Source organism: Marseilla massiliensis (genome assembly GCF_023336985.1).
GTDB classification, from domain to species: Bacteria; Bacteroidota; Bacteroidia; order Bacteroidales; family Bacteroidaceae; genus Prevotella; species Prevotella intestinigallinarum.
This window is the reverse complement of record NZ_JAMBLP010000009.1, coordinates 84,758-101,089: the sequence shown is the minus strand read 5'-3', so window position 1 is coordinate 101,089 and position 16,332 is coordinate 84,758. Positions and strand designations below refer to the sequence as shown.

Below are 16,332 nucleotides of genomic sequence, written 5' to 3'. Positions count from 1 at the left end.
AGCCTTACGGCCGTGTCTCTATCACGCAGTCGGCCGGCGCCTTGATGTTCTCGTCGATGGTGACAGAGCCGATGGCGTCGGCCACGATGCGCCCCGACGTGGGGTTCTTTATGTTGGTTATCGAGCCGCGTATGTCGGCCTGAAGCGTGGAGTATTCGAAAGCGCGGTCGCAGTCGGGGCCGAAGGTGCAGTTCTCGAGCACCAGGTCGTGGGCATAGCAGAGCGGTTGCTCGCCCGTGATATGGCAGTTTACCAGCCTAAGGTTGCGCGAGTGCCACCCCAGGTACTCTCCGTTGAGCTCAGAGTCGTAGACGGTGACGTTCTCAACCTCCCAGAAAGCATCCTTGGTAGTTATGCGCGCATTGCGCAACTCTACGTTCCTCACGTATTGGAACACATACTTGCTCTCGCTCTCCAGCCCGTCGATGGTGATGTCTTCGCTGAACATGAACGGATAGGTCCCGCCCTGCAGCTTCAGGTTCTTGGCGTTGATGCGCTTGCACCGCCAGAACACCTCGTCGGCATCGGTCATCTCCACGTTCTCGATGTCAATGTCGTTCATCTCGCGAAACATCTTCGGGGCGTCTATCTTGGTGTTTGTCATCTTCAGGTGGTCAGAATACCACAGTGCTGAACGCCCTCCGACGTCGAAGTAACAGCGGTCGATGGTAAACCCATGTACATGCCAGAAGGGGTAGTTGCCCTCAAAACGGCAGTTGGTCGCAATGATGTTGCTACACTCTTTTATGGCCGACTCACCCTCACGGATGGTCACATTGTCGATGTGCAGGTCGTGTGATGCGAACAGCGGGCGCTCTCCGCCAAACTCAGTGTTGCTGATAGTCTTCATTGTATAATTCGTTTTATCTGTTTATATTTTCAGTTTGCCGCCCGTCTTCAGTGGCTTCACTCGCCCGGCAAGGCGGCCGGCAATTCATTTTCGCTGCAAAATTAATATTTTCAACCGAGTAAACGGATATATCATTTACGGATGTTTTGGCATAAATTACTTGTTTGTGATTCTTTAAGTTCCATTTAGTTTTTGTGTGAAAGCCGCGATTGAAAGGCATCATTATCTGGACGCCACATATTCACACCGCATTCACAAACGGCCTCTCGGCCACCACGTGCCACGCCAATGACGACACAACCGCACGCCCGACAAGGCATTTCAAAGAAACATCACGGCCGTGTCGGCCCGGCAGCCGGAGTCTTTAAGAGGCCGTTTTGCTTTTCAACCGCCGGATAGAGGCATATTTTAGAGGCCGATTTGTTTGTTTGCCAACGAGCATGGCGGGCCATGTGATGAAACAAACATGCAAATATGGCCTCAAAGACATTCAATGCAACTGTGATAAGTAGCTGTTCAAAATAAACCGATACAATAGACCTTGCAGCTGTCCTCTATATCTTTGCCACCATCTTGTGTGCTCTTTCGGGCCGCATACCAAAGTCTCATCGGTCGCGTAGCCCGCCAAGCTCTCTCTTCGGACTTTGGCATGCATCTCCTACATAGCGCACAATTTGATGGCAATTAATTTTGAACACCTACTTAAAAGACAACTTTAATGAAATCAAAACTACTTCAAGAAAAGCAAGAGCCGAAAAAACAGAAATATAATATAGTATAAAATACCCGTCTACTCTAAACTATTTTGTATATTTGCAATCAGTTCAGACACCACGGGGAAATAGAGGGCACGCCCTCTCACTGACCGTCTGAATATGCCATTGCGGCACAACCGCATACATACATCAAACGTTTTGAATCGTAACCGAACAAGACACGAAATCAACAAAAACAAAAAATACAACGATATGAACAGGCTTTTATTCATATTTTTGCTAATGCTTCTGGTCGCAAATGCTGCGGCCCAGCGCGAGACTGAAGTCATAGAGACGCCACAGCAAGTGGAAAACAATGGCTTGACCCTGAAGCGCAAGGTGGCCATTGGCAGGTTCTCGAACGAGACCCAGTATGCAAAAGGCATATTCTACGACAAGGAGAACGACCCGATGGGCAAGCAGGCGCTTGACATACTGTCGGCCAAGCTTGCCGCCACCGGCAAGTTTATACTGCTGGAGAGAAACGACCTTGCTTCTCTTCTTGACGAATGCCAGAAAGGCAACGGCACGGCACAGACCATAGGAGCCGACTACATGATCATCGGCTCGGTGACAGAATACGGACGGAAGGAGACGGGCAAGAACCGCGTATTCTCCGCTCAGAAGACCCAGACCGTGGATGCTGCCGTGGCCGTAAGGCTGGTCGATGTGTCGACCGGCCTCATAATATACGCCGACGAGGCCAAAGGCTCGGCCGAAGTGACCACAAAGACCACCCTCGGAGTGGGCGGACAGGCCGGCTATGACGCAACGCTGAGCGACAAGGCCATATCGGAAGCCATAGGCCAACTGGTGGAGAACATTGTGAACAAGTGTGCCGACAGCCCATGGAAGACTTACTTCATATCCTACGACACGGACGGAGTGCTCATAGCCGGAGGCAAGAGTCAGGGCATAACGGATGGCAGGACGTTTGCCATAAAGACCAAGGGGAAGAAGGTGAAGAACCCGCAGACCGGCATCATGATTCCCCTGCCGGGCAAGAAGGTGGGGCAGGCTACGGTGACAGCCACGGGAGGCAACACGCCCGAGACGGAGTATTCGGTGGTGACGGTGGACACGTCCGAAAAGATTGACGCCACCAACATGGGCAACTACATAATAGAGGAAGAACAATGAGAAAGACTATCATAATGCTCGCGCTGCCCCTGCTGATGGCCGGTTGCAAGGTCAACCTGCCCGTGGAGCAGCAGAGCGGCAAGGAAGACAGGGCCTACCTGCTGTTTGTCAGCCCCAATGAGTATGCCGGAAAAGACGTGCAAATGACCATTGACGGCGGCAAACCGTTCACGGCACGCGTGGTGAAGGGCAAGAAGTCTGCACGCCACGGCACACAATACGGCATAGGAACGGGCACCCGCACCGTCACCGTGAGCCATGGCGACAAGACTCTCTACAGGAAGAAGATTGTGGTTTCCACTCAAGAGGTGAAACAAATCACGCTGCCATGAGCAATAACCTGAAGTGGATTTTCGCCGCCGCGCTCCTGTTATGCGCTTGCACCGGGCCAGAGAGTCTGTACTCGTGGCACAACTATGACAACGCCATCTACAAGTACAACAAGCGGCAGACTGAGGAGCTGCAGGCCAAACTGCTCGACACCTACCGCCGCATGACCGAGTATCAGGGCGGAAAGCGCGGCGTGGTGCCGCCGGGTCTGTATGCCGAATACGGATACCTGCTCTACAAGACGGGCAAGAAGGACGAGGGCCTCAGCTTCCTCCGGCAGGAAATCAAGCTCTACCCGGAATCAGAAAGGTACATCTCACGGATAATAAAACAGATAGAAAAATGAAGAAAACCATAGCCGCCATCGTGGGATGCGCCACACTCACGGCCTGCGTCACCACCTCACCGCCCACCCTCGCCGACCAATATCCGGCCATGTATGAGGAGCAACCGCTGTCGATAGTCATCATGCCGCCCATCAACAACACCAACCACGCCGAAGCAAAGGACTACTTCTATACCTCGCTCTACCATCCGCTGTGCGAAAAGGGCTACTATGTATTTCCGCCGGAAATGACGATGGAGATGCTTCAGCACGAGAGTGCATACGACGCCGAGCTGTTCGTCGACGGCGACCTGGGCAAGTTCCACGATGTGCTCGGCGCCGACGCGGCCCTCTTCACCATAATAAAGGACTGGCGGCGCGACAACGTTTGCGGCAAGATAACGGTAAACATAGAGTACCGCCTGCGCTCCACCAAGACGGGCCGCACGCTCTACGGGCGCGAGGGAGCCATAACCCTCGACACCAGCGTAGACTCTGACGACGACAGCAACAGCACCAGCCTGGCCGGCCTGATAGTCAACACGCTCCTCAACGCCATCTCCACAGCATCGACAGACAAGATATACGCGGGCCGCAAGTGCAACGAGCACGTGCTCTCTAACCTGCCCGCCGGCCGCTACTCGGGGTCGTTCCGCAAGGACTACGTAAACGTGGCAGGCAGCAAACTGGTAAAAGCCACCATAAAGAAATAGCCGCCCCTGTAAGTCATTGACAATCAACTGAGTAACAAAACGTGCCGTTTCATCGTCTGAAACGGCACGTTTTATTGTGCATTACAGTGCGTTTTGCAGCCCGAAACGGCACGTTTTGCAATTCATCTGATATTCCGCGTCATTGCACCATGGCAAAACGCAACATATTCCCCCACCAAAATCTTCAACAGAAACCAACATGAAAGACAAGAGATTTCACCTTTATTCTAATATCCCCAAAATCAAACAACACTATTGAAAACTAATAAACAGAATTAGCACTGCACGACCGACAAGATTGAGGCCGGCCGGAAGTGCAACGAATACGTGCTCAAAGACTTGCCTGCGGGCCACTATTCCGACTCTTTCGGAAAAAGACTCGGCAAACGTTGCCGGCAGCAATATTGTGGAAGCCACCATAAAACAATAGACTGCCGCAAGGCTGCGAACAGAACGCATGGCTCAGGCGGAACCCGGACTAAGACACCACATCAAGGCCGTACGGCGGCAGGCAGTGCACAACTGACCAAGCAAAACCACACATAGCAGCCTCCATCGTTTTTGCAACAGCCCAGTCTTTTCTGCTTATGCCGGCAAACATAGCTGCCATATTGGGCGCTTACGGTAGGCGAACGGGCTGTGACAACTTGCCCCACGCCCACTTTGCAAGAGCCGACGCAACAAAACCCAACTGCATGAAAAACACTGCCTACAAACACAACGGGTCACAACAGCACAAGCACATATTGCCGCAAGAGGGCATAAAGCCAAACAGACGGCCAAACATTGGCCGTTTTGACATTAAAACTAAACGGCACTCGAATGTTTGGGGAATATTTATTATATTTGCCACAGCAAGTTAGCAAAAGGGAAATGGCCCGGATAGCATCACTGGCCAATGACAGATTCCTCACACTGTGCTGTAAAAGAAACTCTAACAAGATTAAAACAATTTAGCATGGGAAAAGAAAACAACCATACAGGAGTATTTGTGGCATTCGTGCTACTGTCTGAATGCCAGTGGGACAAAGCAAAACTCATTAACGACTGCAAGGCAGACTGGGGCATCGAACTGGCAGACAACGACAGCGACGACGCTATGGTTTGCACACTCGGCGACATTACGGTGGCAGCCGCCTTTATGCCGGCCCCGGTTCCGAACGGCGAGGCCGAGCATTACGCAGCCGCAAACTACATGTGGCCGGAAGCCGTCGACGCGGCCAAAAACCACAAGGCCCAAATCATTGTCTCGGTGATTGGCAAGGAGGCCGGACTGATAGAGCGCGGCAAGCTGTTCACCAAGATCGTGGCTTCATGCCTCAGGCAGGATGGAGCCACCGCCGTATATACCGACGGGGCTGTGTTCCATCCGGGCTTTTACAACGATGTGGCTTCGCTGATGAAGAAGTATGACGACGCCCTGCCGATATTAGACTGGGTGTGGTTTGGCGTTTACCGCACAGCCGAACACTCGGGCATATACACTTACGGCATGAGAAAGTTCGGCAAGGAAGAGATGGAGGTGTATGCCGACAATGCCGACCTGAACGACATGCGCGACTTTCTCCTTAACATAACGGCCTATGTATTGGATGGCGACGTGACCCTCAACGATGGCGAGACCTTGGGATTTTCGGCAGAACAGAAGCTGGCCATAACCATAAGCGACGCCATTGCATTGGACGGCAAGAGCATCAAGATTGAATATCCACGGTAGAGCCGGGGTGCCTTAGGCCGTAAAATGCGGCCAAAGGCAACATGAACAATAAAGCAACCCTAAAATCAACAAAATGAAAAAAGACCCATCCAAGCTGATGACCGAAGGCAGATTTTGGTCGATTATTGAAGATTCCAACCACGGACGGCGCCTCAAGGAATGCCTGGCCCCGCTGTCTGAAGACGAGCTGTTTGGCTATATGTATTGGTGGACGCACTTTTGCAACATGTCGTACAGGCAAGACCTGTGGGCTGTGGCATACGTTGTGCTCGGCGGATGCAGCGATGACTCATTCGACTATTTCCGGTTCTGGCTCATTGCCCGGGGGCGCGAGGTGTTCTACAAGGCATTGGAGGATGCCGACTCGCTGTGCGACGTGTTCGCCAAACTCGAAGACCCGGAAGACAACGACTATCCTGAACAAGAGGAACTTGACTATGCCGTCATTGAGGTTCTCGAGGAGCGGACCGACGACGAAGACTATTTCAATGTTGCAGCAGAACGCTATTCCATGCCGCTACGCACGTATGACATTGATTTTGAGTGGGATGAGGACGACGAAGAGTCTATACGCAAGGTATGCCCGCGCACATTCGACAAATGGTGGGGCAACGATGTGTTCTGAACATGGCTGCATATTGCCTGCCGGCATAGGACACAACGGTTGGCCACCGGCATGCCGCAATACACGATACCCAAAGCCATGGCAAGGCAAACGGCCATGGCGAGCCGGATAAAGCAACAGACTGGTAAAACCACCTTGGGAATGAAGCCCCCAAGGCTAAGCCTGCGCGCAACGGCCCGACAACAGGGAGAAAGCAACAAAAGACGACGACGACAATGAAAATAGTTCCTCTGGTTTTTATAGCAGCTTGTATGCTTAACGACAACTACAGCCTTTCGGACAACCGGCAAGGCCTTGCAGCGGAACGCAACATACTGCATAACGACACCGTAAGCAGGTTGGTGCCTGCAGATATCGGGGCTTTTGAAAACCAACCGCAACATGTCGACACCACTTTCGGGGCGTGGCATATGAGCATCGAGCAGTTTTACCACGGTCATGAACACCTCGACACATGCGGAATCGGAGCACAACGGTATGCCATATATGCCAGCCGAATCACAATAAGCAAAGACGGCAGGCCTGTTATCAAAGATTTCGTTGTGTCACCCCAAAGCTTTATGGCAGAACACTCGGTCGGACAGACTGAGTTGACGGTCGGCCCGCTATACTTCTCTCCCACTACTTGTTACGCATACGCTTCTTGTTGCGAATATGGTACAGACGACTGCACAACGCGAATATTGGCTTTCACCCCGTCATATCCAGTATGCCAATACCCGCACGACGATGTTATGGATGGGGATTTGTCGACAGAGGCAAGCTTTATCTCTGAGTTCCTGGCACTGTGCATGCATGAGCTGTCGCTGCCGGAACAGTCACGCCAATCAGTCGATGAAATACTGCAAGCCTATTGCTCGCCAGCCTTGCAGGCCCGACTGGCCGACGGCAATATGTTAGGAAACATGCTGTGGGGAAACGGGAGGCCAAGTTGGAAATGGCTGGAGACAACAACATTTGAGTCGGTCGGCACCATAAACAACATGCACAAAATAGCAATGAGATTCCAAAAACTGCCTGACAGCACTCAAGTGACAAGATATTTCTACTTGGAATGCCCCGAGCAACACTATGGTGTGATGCACCTGACAGACATCAAGCCATGAGGCTGTGACACCACGATATACCCGGAGCGACATAAACGACATTAATTTTCGAGATGCACATTACACGTATCACACTGGCAATCATACTATCTATGCTTCTGTATGGATGTGCCGACTGGTCGGAAATGCCGACAGACAGTCAACTTATAAGCATATTCAACGCCAAAAGAAGCAGTTTCGAACAAACAGCAGAAACCGTGTGGCAAAGCAATTGCGACATGTATTACACTAGCAATGGGTACGGGCCAGACAGCCTGCTGGCAGCTGACGACTCGTTGCTCTACGCTTTTCTCAAAGCCAACAGCCCACGCCTTGATTCGCTTGTCGAGGAAACACGGTGCCTGTGGATAGGGTTTCACGCCCCGGAAAAGGGTAAGCACGATACCGGGGCGGCCGAAGACACATGCGTAGAGTTCACATACTACTGCAAGGCATTCACATCGTTCGGGCTGTATAAGAACATCATTTACAGCAAGACACCGCCACATTCGGAACTCATAGAGGGCAAAGACCTCAACGAAGTGTTTTTCGCAAGACACGACTCCGACTCATACAAAATGGTTGACATATATAAGCCAATTGACAAGAACTGGTATATACGCATACAATACTTCCCGTAATGCGACTCACGACAATAAATAATAATACAGCCTATGAAACGAATTGCAATGGCATTGACCCTCGTCGGGGCAGTGATAGCGGCAACGGCACAGAAAATAACCGAGTGTAAAGATCTGCTTACCGTGTTCGACGAACACCAACGCACGGGGTATTACAACAGGGAATCGGGCAAACCGCTCAAAGGCGAATACCGAATAAAACGCGGACTCGACCTGGAAACGGTGAAGTTTAAAAACGGAATGATGGACGGAGAATACCGCCGCTACCGCAACGGCGAGTTGCGCGAGGCGGGTAACTATGCCTTGGGGAAGCGCGACGGACTGTTCACGGAATACCATGTAGGGGGCAAGACGGTGATGAAAGAGACCCCGATGAGCAACGGCAAGATTGACGGAACGGTAAGGACATATTTCAGCAACGGTGCATTGGACACTGAAAAGAATTACAAAATGAGCGTGGAAAACGGCAAGGAGCGGCATTTCGACAAAACCGACGGCAAGCCTGTGTATGAGGCGAACTATGCCAACGGAAAGAAAGACGGAATGGAATGGAAGACGACCGACGACGGCCACGGAATGCGTTCGAATATACTGAGACACTACAAGAACGGCATGCTGCACGGCATTTACCGCAATGAACTGATGCGCAACGACGGCACTCTCGTCTATCTCGTTACCGGACAATATGCCAACGGCGAAAAAACCGGGCAATGGAACGAATGCAACTGTGAGACCGGTGCCGTGGAAACAAAATGGCATGGCAAAGGAAACGAATGACTGTAAAGAGGCTATGGCATGGGAAAAAAAATGTTGGAGACTGGGTAACGCAATACAAGGCGGGCTACTGGATGGTGAAAGAGCTGCACGCCAAATGCTCACTATTCGACAGCGGCGGGCTTCATAAAGGCGATCCGGCAGGCTTTATAGCCGTATTACAGAAAGCATTAGGCAGCAGATTCAATTTTGACATGGAAATGTCGGCATGCGACTTGTCGCTGTGCAGCCCTGTAACAAAAGCCGAAAAAAGAAAGATTGACAAGTATTTCGAAGGACATCCGGATGAGAAAACGAAATTTGAGACATACGAGGCAACTGTTCCGCCAAGCGTCACAGCCATCCGCTTGAGCATAGACGAACAGCAACGGGCCCGCCTGGCGGCATTGTTAGACATTGAACTGCCCTGCCTGACGTATCAGAAGTTGAAGCCCTGCTTGCAGAAAACGGCATTGCAGAGGCGCCGGCAGGTGCTGACAACGCCCTGCTCTACCTGTACGGCTATGTCTGGGAACACGACGCGAATTTCAACCAGGTTTATTTCAACTACGAAATCAAACTAGATGGCTGAGCAAAGCCCACTTAACGACAATGAATGAGCACAAGTTGCCGGCAAAGGCCCTGCCCCCGCGATCAGGCGTTTATGCCGTCACGCGGGCCCATAAGGATTCAACTTGCCCCAAAAAGACAACCGGCGGGAACAGCAAGGGCACCTCGCCGCAAAGCAAACGAGCAAACAACAACGAATATGAATAATACTATCATCCTACCACTTCTGGCTGCATTATCAACAGCAGGCTGCAAAACGGCCTTGCCACCAGCCGACGATGAAATACTGGACAGCTTTGAAAAACACGAAGCGGCATTCAACAGGATTTACGACATCGTTGCCGACAACTCGGTGGGCAGCTTCCACTACCCTCCGCTCTACCAATATGAAACAGCCCTGGCAGACTCGGCAGCACGCCAAAGCAATACACCTGACGGCCCGGACGAAGAAACCGACACGCCCGTTTACGGACTGTCAGCACCCGACAGGACGATGCTCGACTCATTGTTGGCCGAGACAGGTTGCGGTTTCATACTCGTCGACCGCGACGGGCCATATACGGCAGGTGCCGAAAACCTCAGTCTCACGATGCAGTATTACTGCCATGGAACCATGAGAGCAACTGTATCAAAAAGCATTGTCTACGATGCCGGATTGAGAAACCGCAAGGACATAGACAAAGCCGAGCACACAGACCTGAACAAGATGTATGGCAAGGCAAACAGCGACACCACTATATACAAACCCATAAAAGGCAATTGGTATATCAAATTAGACGTGTCAAGATACTGACATGCATTAGCGAGACATCCCATGGGGCATCAAACCCACATGAAATACCATACCAATATGAGTATGAGCAACAAAGACACCAGCGCAATCTGTATCTTCCGCTACGTCTCCGGCTTGCAAGCGTCGAACATCCACAGCTTGTAATAGTACTGCCAACGGCACGCCCACTCCCATTGACGCAACAACCCGACGAGCCCAAATGCAGCCAATCCGGCCACAACCAGAAGCCCGTGCCTCGGGTGAGCCTGTGCCCACTCGAAATAAGACCCAACGCTGTTGTTTATCCCTTCGTATATATCAGTAACTGTCATAGGCTTGTTGTAAATGCATTCGGTATGAAAATATAATGCTTTACTACCAACAGAGTATTGTAAGTAGCTGTCCAAAATCAACAGATACAATTGCCCTTGCAGGTGTCCTCTATATCTTTGCCACCATCTTGTGTGCTCTTTCGGGCCGCATACCAAAGTCTCATCGGTCGCGTAGCCCGCTACGCTCTCTCTTCGGACTTTGGCATGCATCTCCTACATAGCGCACAATTTGAAGGCAATTAATTTTGAACACCTACTTATTTTAAAATAAAAATGCACAGAAGAAACGTTATATGAAGCAAATAAAGTATCTTTGCAAGACAATCATCATGCGTCACGGCGACCGGGAAAAGACAGATTGCACAGACACTACTCCGCCCGGCTTGCCACTAAAGGATACGGTAAATCATCGGGGCAGGGGTGAATATTCAAGTCAACGGGCTTTTCGCAGCCATTAAACATGCAACATTTTTCATCATGAATAGAGTCATTACAATGCTTGCCACCACTTTGTTGTGCTGTTGTTGTGCCACAGTCCATTACCGGCCATACCGGTTTGACAATGGCGACGACTACATACAAGACGGCATGTACCGCATAGTGGACAACCGGGGGCGAATAGGTTACGCCGACGAGAAGGGCAAGCCGGTAATAAAGCCCCGCTTTGCCTTTGGCTTTCCTTTCAAAAACGGCAAGGCGAAAGTGACCGACAAGGGCAAAAGCAAGGAAGCCACGGGTTCACGCGGTGAGTATCATTATTGGGAGAGCGACGAGTGGTACTATATCGACAAAAACGGAAACAAGGTTGAATGACACTGTAATAGCATTCCAAACACCCCGAGGCCCGCAAACAGCAACAACCTCGCCGATGACAGCCAGCCTACCCGCCTATAAGCAACGACTGCCCTTAAAATAGCCTAATTATTTTGATATTCGCCCGATTTACAGTAACTTTGCATTCTAATTACACAGAATGCAAGCATGGAAAGCGGCAAGAAGACACTGATGGGCATGACGCTCGACGAACTGACAGCTACAGCCCGCACACTCGGGCTGCCGTCATTTGTGGGCAAACAAATGGCGGGATGGCTCTACGACAAGCACGTAACGGCCATCGCAGACATGGCCAACATATCCAAAGCAAACCGTGCACGGATTGAAGAGGCGTACACCGTGGGAGCCATGATGCCGGCAGAAAGGCTGGAATCAAAGGACGGCACGGTGAAATATCTGTTCCCGACGGCTTCCGGGAAGTATGTCGAGACGGTGTTCATACCCGACGGCGAACGGGCCACGCTGTGCGTATCGTCGCAGGTGGGGTGCAAGATGAACTGCCTTTTCTGCCAAACAGGCAAGCAGGGATTTGAAGGCAATCTCACAGCCGCAGACATACTGAACCAGATATATTCGCTGCCGGAACGCGAGAGGCTCACAAACGTAGTGTTCATGGGCCAAGGCGAACCTATGGACAACCTGGACAGCGTGCTCAGGGCCACCGAGATCCTGACGGCCGACTATGCCTACGCGTGGAGCCCCAAACGCATAACGGTGAGCAGTGTGGGCATAAAGAACAAGCTGCGCCGGTTTCTCGACGAGAGCCAATGCCATGTTGCAATAAGCCTGCACTCCCCCATCCCGGCACAACGCCGCCAACTGATGCCTGCCGAGGGGCAGATGGGAATAAAGGATGTGGTGGAATTGTTGAAACAATATGACTTCAGCGGACAGCGAAGGGTGTCGTTTGAATACATCGTGTTCGGCGGTGTCAACGACTCGCCGTTGCACGCACGCGAGCTTGTGAAGCTGCTCCGAGGGCTCGAATGCCGCGTAAACCTGATCAGGTTTCACCAAATACCCGGTGTCGACCTGCACGGGGCCGACGACACAAAGATGGAGGAACTGCGCGACTACTTGACAGGCCACGGCGTGTTCACTACGATAAGGGCAAGCCGGGGCGAAGACATATTTGCCGCCTGCGGCCTGCTGTCGACGGCACACAAAACCGCAGAGACCGAATGATGGGCATTGCTGCCATGGCCAGACGCGCAGTGCGCGCAGCCGCCATAGGTTGCCTGTGGGTGGCAATGGCGGCATGCGACAACGCAATTTCACTGAAGCCACAGAGCGGTGGGGAGCCCTACTCTGTGTTGTTGCTGGCCGACGACATGGAAACGGGCGGCAATCTGGCCGACGAGCTGGAAAGACCCGCCCTCGGGCTGCCACAACAGGAAAAGTCGCTCGACGTGACGCTTACCTCCGACACTGTGCTTACACAGGCCACACGATATGCACGGTGCATCGTGATTGCACGCACGGGCAAAAGCCAAAAGCCAGCCATAAGATACGAGAAAGACGTTTACTCGAAGCCGCAACTGCTGGTCTACGTAGACATGCCAACGGCTCTGACGGCGGCAAATGGCGCCAAGCACATCACCGAGCCGTTGTCAAGGCTGATAAACCGGTTTGAAATAAAAGCCGAAACGGATGAACTGAAGAAACGCAACAACACAAAAGGCACAAAGGCCGTGACCGAACAGACAGCGTGCAGCATGCTGATACCTGCCGACATGCAATCCATCAAACGCGGCAAAGGCTTTGTGTGGCTGTCAGACAATGCCGCCAGCGGCATGCAAAGCATTTGCGTCTACTCCTATCCGGGCTACGACCGAAGCATGCCGACACTGGTAGCCAAGCGCGACAGCGTGATGAAAGCCAACATACCGGGCGAGGAAGACGGCATGTACATGCGCACGTCGCGCCGGGCCCCGGTCTACGGCAAGGAAACAAAGAGCAACGGACGGCGGGCTACAGAGCTAAGGGGCCTGTGGGAAATGGCCGGCGACGCCATGGGGGGCCCGTTCGTATGCATAGCCACAGCCGACAGCTCGAGAGGCCGCACAATAGTGGCAGAAGGGTTTGTGTATGCACCCGAGAAAACAAAACGAAATCTGATAAGACAAATAGAGGCCGCACTTCACACGCTGCAGCCTAAGAAACTAAAATAAAAATACATCTATGGACAATAAACTTATACGCGTGGCAATAACCCACGGCGACACAAACGGCATCGGATACGAGGTGATACTGAAAACATTTGAAGACCCGGCGATGTTCGAGATATGCACCCCTATCATATACGGCTCACCGAAAGTGGCTGCATACTACCGCAAGATGCTCAACCTGCAAACCAACTTCAGTATAATAAACCGCGCCGAGGATGCACGTGACGGACGGCTCAACCTGCTGACCACATTCGAAGAAGAAGTGAAAATCGAGGTGGGACAGCCATCGAAAGAGGCCGGCGAAGCTGCGCTCAAGGCCCTCGACCGCGCCATGACCGACTATCGTGCCGACCTGTACGACGTGCTTGTGACAGCCCCGATAAACAAAAAGAACATACAAAGCAAACTGTTCAAGTTTTGCGGGCACACCGAATATATCGAAGACTGTGTGGGCGAAGGCAACAAGGCACTGATGATACTGATGAACGGCGGCATGAGGGTGGCCCTGGTCACCACTCACCTACCCATTAAGGAGGTGGCCGAATCCATAACAAAAGAGGCTATCGTAGAAAAGACGCGCATATTCTTCAACAGCCTGAAACGCGACTTCAGGATATCAAACCCGAGGATTGCGGTGCTGGCACTCAACCCGCACGCAGGCGACGGCGGACTGATTGGCACCGAGGAACAGGAAACAATAATACCGGCAATACAAGAACTTGAGGAAAGCGGAATACAGGCCTTCGGCCCTTACCCCGCCGACGGATTCTTCGGCAGCGGCGCCTACAGCCGGTTTGACGGCATAATGGCCATGTACCACGACCAGGGCCTGGCCCCGTTCAAGGCGCTCGCCGTGGAGGAAGGCGTAAACTACACCGCCGGACTGCCCATCGTGCGCACCTCTCCCGACCATGGCACGGCCTACGACATTGCAGGCAAAGGCGTTGCCGACACCAACTCGTTCCGACAGGCCATATATACCGCCATCGACATATACCGAAACAGGAAAAGCTACGACGAACCAATGGCCAACCCGCTGCCCAAGCTGTATCACGAGAAACGTGACGAAAGCGAGAAGACAAGGTTTGCCATACCCAAGCAGAAAGAACCGGCCAAGCACGAAGAAAGGCAACCCAAGCACGAAACCAAACCGCAAAGACAAGAAGACGAACAGCCTGAGGCAGAATGAAAAAGAAATACCAGAACGCGTTCTTCATCTTCGGCATCGCTGTGCTTGTGGTGATGGTGACGCAACTCGACTTCGCACAAGTGCTCGACGGGCTCAGGCGAGCCGGCTATTGGTTTGGGGCCGTCGTTGCCCTATGGCTATTCTTGTACATGTTCAACACCTCGGCATGGTACATTATCATTGCAAGCACTGGATGCAGCAACCGCGGGGAGCCATTAAGGCGCCCCAAGGAGGTGGGCTTCTGGTGGCTGTATAAAATAACCGTGTCGGGATTTGCGCTCAACTACACCACACCGTGCGGACTGATGGGAGGCGAGCCTTACCGTATAATGGCACTCGCGCCACGCATTGGGACAGAGCGTGCGTCGGCGTCGGTGATTCTCTACGCCATGACTCACATATTCTCGCACCTGTGGTTCTGGCTGCTGTCATGCCTGCTTTACGTGGCCACGCAACCCATGAACATAGCCATGGGCATCATGCTGGCCATAGTGGCCGCCCTTTGCGGAGTGGCCATCTGGTTTTTCATCAAGGGATATAAGAAAGGCATCGCCGTGAGATGCATGAACATACTAAGCCACTTCCCAGGACTAAAGCGCCGGGTGGGCGGGTTCATCGAGCGCCACAGCGAGCAGCTGGCCACCATCGACAGCCAGATTGCGGCCCTTCACAACCAGAACCCAAGGGCTTTCGTCTCGGCAGTGTTGCTCGAACTGGCCTGCAGGGTGACCTCGGCACTCGAAATATACTTCGTGCTCCTGGTAATAATGCCCCATGCCAACTTCCTTCAATGTGTGCTCATACTGGCATTCACATCGCTGTTTGCCAACATGCTATTCTTCATGCCGCTACAGCTGGGCGGCCGCGAGGGTGGCTTCCTTATGTCGGCCAAGGGGCTCGCCCTCACTGCAAACGCAGGAATACTGATAGCGCTCATCGTGAGAATACGCGAACTGATATGGACTGCCATTGGGCTTCTGCTAATCAAATTCGACAAAAAGCGCAGTTGACCACCATTTAGAGCACAATAACGGACAACAACCAACACCTGCGGCTGGGCCTGAGACAAACGGGCCCAGCCGCAGTGGCAAACGGAGTCAACAGCCACCGCCTTTGCACAACAAACGACAACCGAAAACGCGCAATCAGCCCCAAGGCCCCGTTTTCCATGAAATGTGGAACAAAGCAAAATGGGTGGCAACCACCTGCCGACACGACTTAGACAAGCCTTGCAATCCAATGCCAAAACCAACACCTGGCCGTTAAAGGCAGCTGCAAGGATTTATCGAGCAAACAGCCTGGTATTCAACAAGTTGCAAAACAAGCCTTTCCGCATTGTCAAAAGGGCCGTTTTGCCTACAGAAACAGCCCGTATCGCTGCGCGAAACAGGCCATTCGGGTGGGCGGCATGAAATGCGCACAAATCAATGGCATGGCAGGCCGTCGTCAAGTTGCATATTTGCAAGCAGTGGCCTACTGCGTATTTTCACACTCCAAAACCGGCAGGCAGACCGCCGCCTATGCGCCCCTGGC

Annotated in this window: 17 protein-coding genes and 1 pseudogene; 16 read left to right on the top strand and 2 right to left on the bottom strand. The window is 52.4% G+C overall.

Features of this window, described 5'->3' with window-relative positions:
* Positions 1-4 precede the first annotated feature (4 nt).
* A complete protein-coding gene (locus M3089_RS08435) occupies positions 5-850 on the bottom strand; it encodes a DUF3737 family protein (RefSeq protein ID WP_249083322.1) in 846 nt (281 codons plus the stop codon).
* 968 nt (positions 851-1,818) lie between these two features.
* On the opposite strand from M3089_RS08435, the gene M3089_RS08430 reads away from it, so the two are divergent.
* From M3089_RS08430 to M3089_RS08380, 11 genes are all read left to right on the top strand, one after another.
* Positions 1,819-2,745, top strand: coding sequence for a CsgG/HfaB family protein (locus M3089_RS08430; RefSeq protein WP_249083321.1), 927 nt, complete (start codon positions 1,819-1,821; stop codon positions 2,743-2,745).
* On the top strand, positions 2,742-3,077 hold the full coding sequence (locus M3089_RS08425) for a hypothetical protein (protein ID WP_249083319.1): 336 nt from the start codon (positions 2,742-2,744) through the stop codon (positions 3,075-3,077). The genes M3089_RS08430 and M3089_RS08425 overlap by 4 nt, the downstream gene beginning before the upstream one ends.
* Positions 3,074-3,421 (top strand): DUF4810 domain-containing protein, encoded by a 348-nt coding sequence (locus M3089_RS08420; protein WP_249083316.1) that lies wholly within the window; start codon positions 3,074-3,076, stop codon positions 3,419-3,421. Before M3089_RS08425 ends, M3089_RS08420 begins: the two co-directional genes overlap by 4 nt.
* Positions 3,418-4,113 carry a GNA1162 family protein gene (locus tag M3089_RS08415; protein ID WP_249083314.1) on the top strand — a complete coding sequence of 232 codons (696 nt, stop codon included), beginning with the start codon at positions 3,418-3,420 and terminating at the stop codon, positions 4,111-4,113. The genes M3089_RS08420 and M3089_RS08415 overlap by 4 nt, the downstream gene beginning before the upstream one ends.
* Before the next feature lie 958 nt (positions 4,114-5,071).
* A complete protein-coding gene (locus M3089_RS08410) occupies positions 5,072-5,830 on the top strand; it encodes a DUF4261 domain-containing protein (RefSeq protein ID WP_249083312.1) in 759 nt (252 codons plus the stop codon).
* Positions 5,831-5,903: 73 nt separating this feature from the next.
* Complete coding sequence (locus M3089_RS08405; RefSeq protein ID WP_249083310.1) at positions 5,904-6,455, top strand: DUF4240 domain-containing protein; 552 nt, start codon at positions 5,904-5,906, stop codon at positions 6,453-6,455.
* 215 nt (positions 6,456-6,670) lie between these two features.
* Complete coding sequence (locus M3089_RS08400) at positions 6,671-7,561, top strand: hypothetical protein (RefSeq protein ID WP_249083308.1); 891 nt, start codon at positions 6,671-6,673, stop codon at positions 7,559-7,561.
* A gap of 53 nt (positions 7,562-7,614) precedes the next feature.
* Entirely contained in the window at positions 7,615-8,181 is a 567-nt protein-coding gene (locus M3089_RS08395; RefSeq protein ID WP_449566841.1) for a DUF4948 family protein, read from the top strand.
* Positions 8,182-8,214: 33 nt separating this feature from the next.
* Complete coding sequence (locus M3089_RS08390; RefSeq protein WP_249083304.1) at positions 8,215-8,958, top strand: toxin-antitoxin system YwqK family antitoxin; 744 nt, start codon at positions 8,215-8,217, stop codon at positions 8,956-8,958.
* Entirely contained in the window at positions 8,955-9,518 is a 564-nt protein-coding gene (locus tag M3089_RS08385; protein ID WP_249083303.1) for a hypothetical protein, read from the top strand. Before M3089_RS08390 ends, M3089_RS08385 begins: the two co-directional genes overlap by 4 nt.
* A 185-nt stretch (positions 9,519-9,703) precedes the next feature.
* A complete protein-coding gene (locus M3089_RS08380) occupies positions 9,704-10,297 on the top strand; it encodes a DUF4948 family protein (protein WP_249083301.1) in 594 nt (197 codons plus the stop codon).
* A gap of 29 nt (positions 10,298-10,326) precedes the next feature.
* Here M3089_RS08380 and M3089_RS08375 read toward each other — a convergent pair.
* Positions 10,327-10,608, bottom strand: a pseudogene (locus M3089_RS08375) (Imm17 family immunity protein).
* 477 nt (positions 10,609-11,085) lie between these two features.
* Between M3089_RS08375 and M3089_RS08370 the strand changes: the two are divergent.
* The 5 genes from M3089_RS08370 to M3089_RS08350 all read left to right on the top strand — a co-directional run bounded on the left by M3089_RS08370 (position 11,086) and on the right by M3089_RS08350 (position 15,809).
* Positions 11,086-11,421: a WG repeat-containing protein gene (locus M3089_RS08370; protein ID WP_249083299.1), complete on the top strand. Its 336-nt coding sequence runs from the start codon at positions 11,086-11,088 to the stop codon at positions 11,419-11,421.
* A gap of 168 nt (positions 11,422-11,589) precedes the next feature.
* Positions 11,590-12,627, top strand: coding sequence for a 23S rRNA (adenine(2503)-C(2))-methyltransferase RlmN (gene rlmN / locus M3089_RS08365; protein ID WP_249083297.1), 1,038 nt, complete (start codon positions 11,590-11,592; stop codon positions 12,625-12,627).
* Positions 12,624-13,613 carry a DUF4837 family protein gene (locus M3089_RS08360; RefSeq protein ID WP_249083295.1) on the top strand — a complete coding sequence of 330 codons (990 nt, stop codon included), beginning with the start codon at positions 12,624-12,626 and terminating at the stop codon, positions 13,611-13,613. The genes rlmN and M3089_RS08360 overlap by 4 nt, the downstream gene beginning before the upstream one ends.
* A 10-nt stretch (positions 13,614-13,623) precedes the next feature.
* Positions 13,624-14,799, top strand: coding sequence for a 4-hydroxythreonine-4-phosphate dehydrogenase PdxA (gene pdxA / locus M3089_RS08355; RefSeq protein WP_249083293.1), 1,176 nt, complete (start codon positions 13,624-13,626; stop codon positions 14,797-14,799).
* Positions 14,796-15,809: a lysylphosphatidylglycerol synthase transmembrane domain-containing protein gene (locus M3089_RS08350; RefSeq protein WP_205109443.1), complete on the top strand. Its 1,014-nt coding sequence runs from the start codon at positions 14,796-14,798 to the stop codon at positions 15,807-15,809. Before pdxA ends, M3089_RS08350 begins: the two co-directional genes overlap by 4 nt.
* Positions 15,810-16,332 lie beyond the last annotated feature (523 nt).

Excerpts from the sequence above, each read along its gene's own strand:
- M3089_RS08425 (WP_249083319.1), top strand. The coding sequence starts at position 2,742 with ATGAGAAAGACTATCATAATGCTCGCGCTGCCCCTGCTGATGGCCGGT.
- M3089_RS08405 (WP_249083310.1), top strand. The coding sequence starts at position 5,904 with ATGAAAAAAGACCCATCCAAGCTGATGACCGAAGGCAGATTTTGGTCG.
- M3089_RS08380 (WP_249083301.1), top strand. The coding sequence starts at position 9,704 with ATGAATAATACTATCATCCTACCACTTCTGGCTGCATTATCAACAGCA.
- M3089_RS08400 (WP_249083308.1), top strand. The coding sequence starts at position 6,671 with ATGAAAATAGTTCCTCTGGTTTTTATAGCAGCTTGTATGCTTAACGAC.
- M3089_RS08415 (WP_249083314.1), top strand. The coding sequence starts at position 3,418 with ATGAAGAAAACCATAGCCGCCATCGTGGGATGCGCCACACTCACGGCC.
- M3089_RS08410 (WP_249083312.1), top strand. The coding sequence starts at position 5,072 with ATGGGAAAAGAAAACAACCATACAGGAGTATTTGTGGCATTCGTGCTA.
- pdxA (WP_249083293.1), top strand. The coding sequence starts at position 13,624 with ATGGACAATAAACTTATACGCGTGGCAATAACCCACGGCGACACAAAC.
- M3089_RS08370 (WP_249083299.1), top strand. The coding sequence starts at position 11,086 with ATGAATAGAGTCATTACAATGCTTGCCACCACTTTGTTGTGCTGTTGT.
- M3089_RS08350 (WP_205109443.1), top strand. The coding sequence starts at position 14,796 with ATGAAAAAGAAATACCAGAACGCGTTCTTCATCTTCGGCATCGCTGTG.
- M3089_RS08430 (WP_249083321.1), top strand. The coding sequence starts at position 1,819 with ATGAACAGGCTTTTATTCATATTTTTGCTAATGCTTCTGGTCGCAAAT.
- M3089_RS08420 (WP_249083316.1), top strand. The coding sequence starts at position 3,074 with ATGAGCAATAACCTGAAGTGGATTTTCGCCGCCGCGCTCCTGTTATGC.
- M3089_RS08395 (WP_449566841.1), top strand. The coding sequence starts at position 7,615 with ATGCACATTACACGTATCACACTGGCAATCATACTATCTATGCTTCTG.
- M3089_RS08390 (WP_249083304.1), top strand. The coding sequence starts at position 8,215 with ATGAAACGAATTGCAATGGCATTGACCCTCGTCGGGGCAGTGATAGCG.
- M3089_RS08385 (WP_249083303.1), top strand. The coding sequence starts at position 8,955 with ATGACTGTAAAGAGGCTATGGCATGGGAAAAAAAATGTTGGAGACTGG.
- M3089_RS08360 (WP_249083295.1), top strand. The coding sequence starts at position 12,624 with ATGATGGGCATTGCTGCCATGGCCAGACGCGCAGTGCGCGCAGCCGCC.
- rlmN (WP_249083297.1), top strand. The coding sequence starts at position 11,590 with ATGGAAAGCGGCAAGAAGACACTGATGGGCATGACGCTCGACGAACTG.
- M3089_RS08435 (WP_249083322.1), bottom strand. The coding sequence starts at position 850 with ATGAAGACTATCAGCAACACTGAGTTTGGCGGAGAGCGCCCGCTGTTC.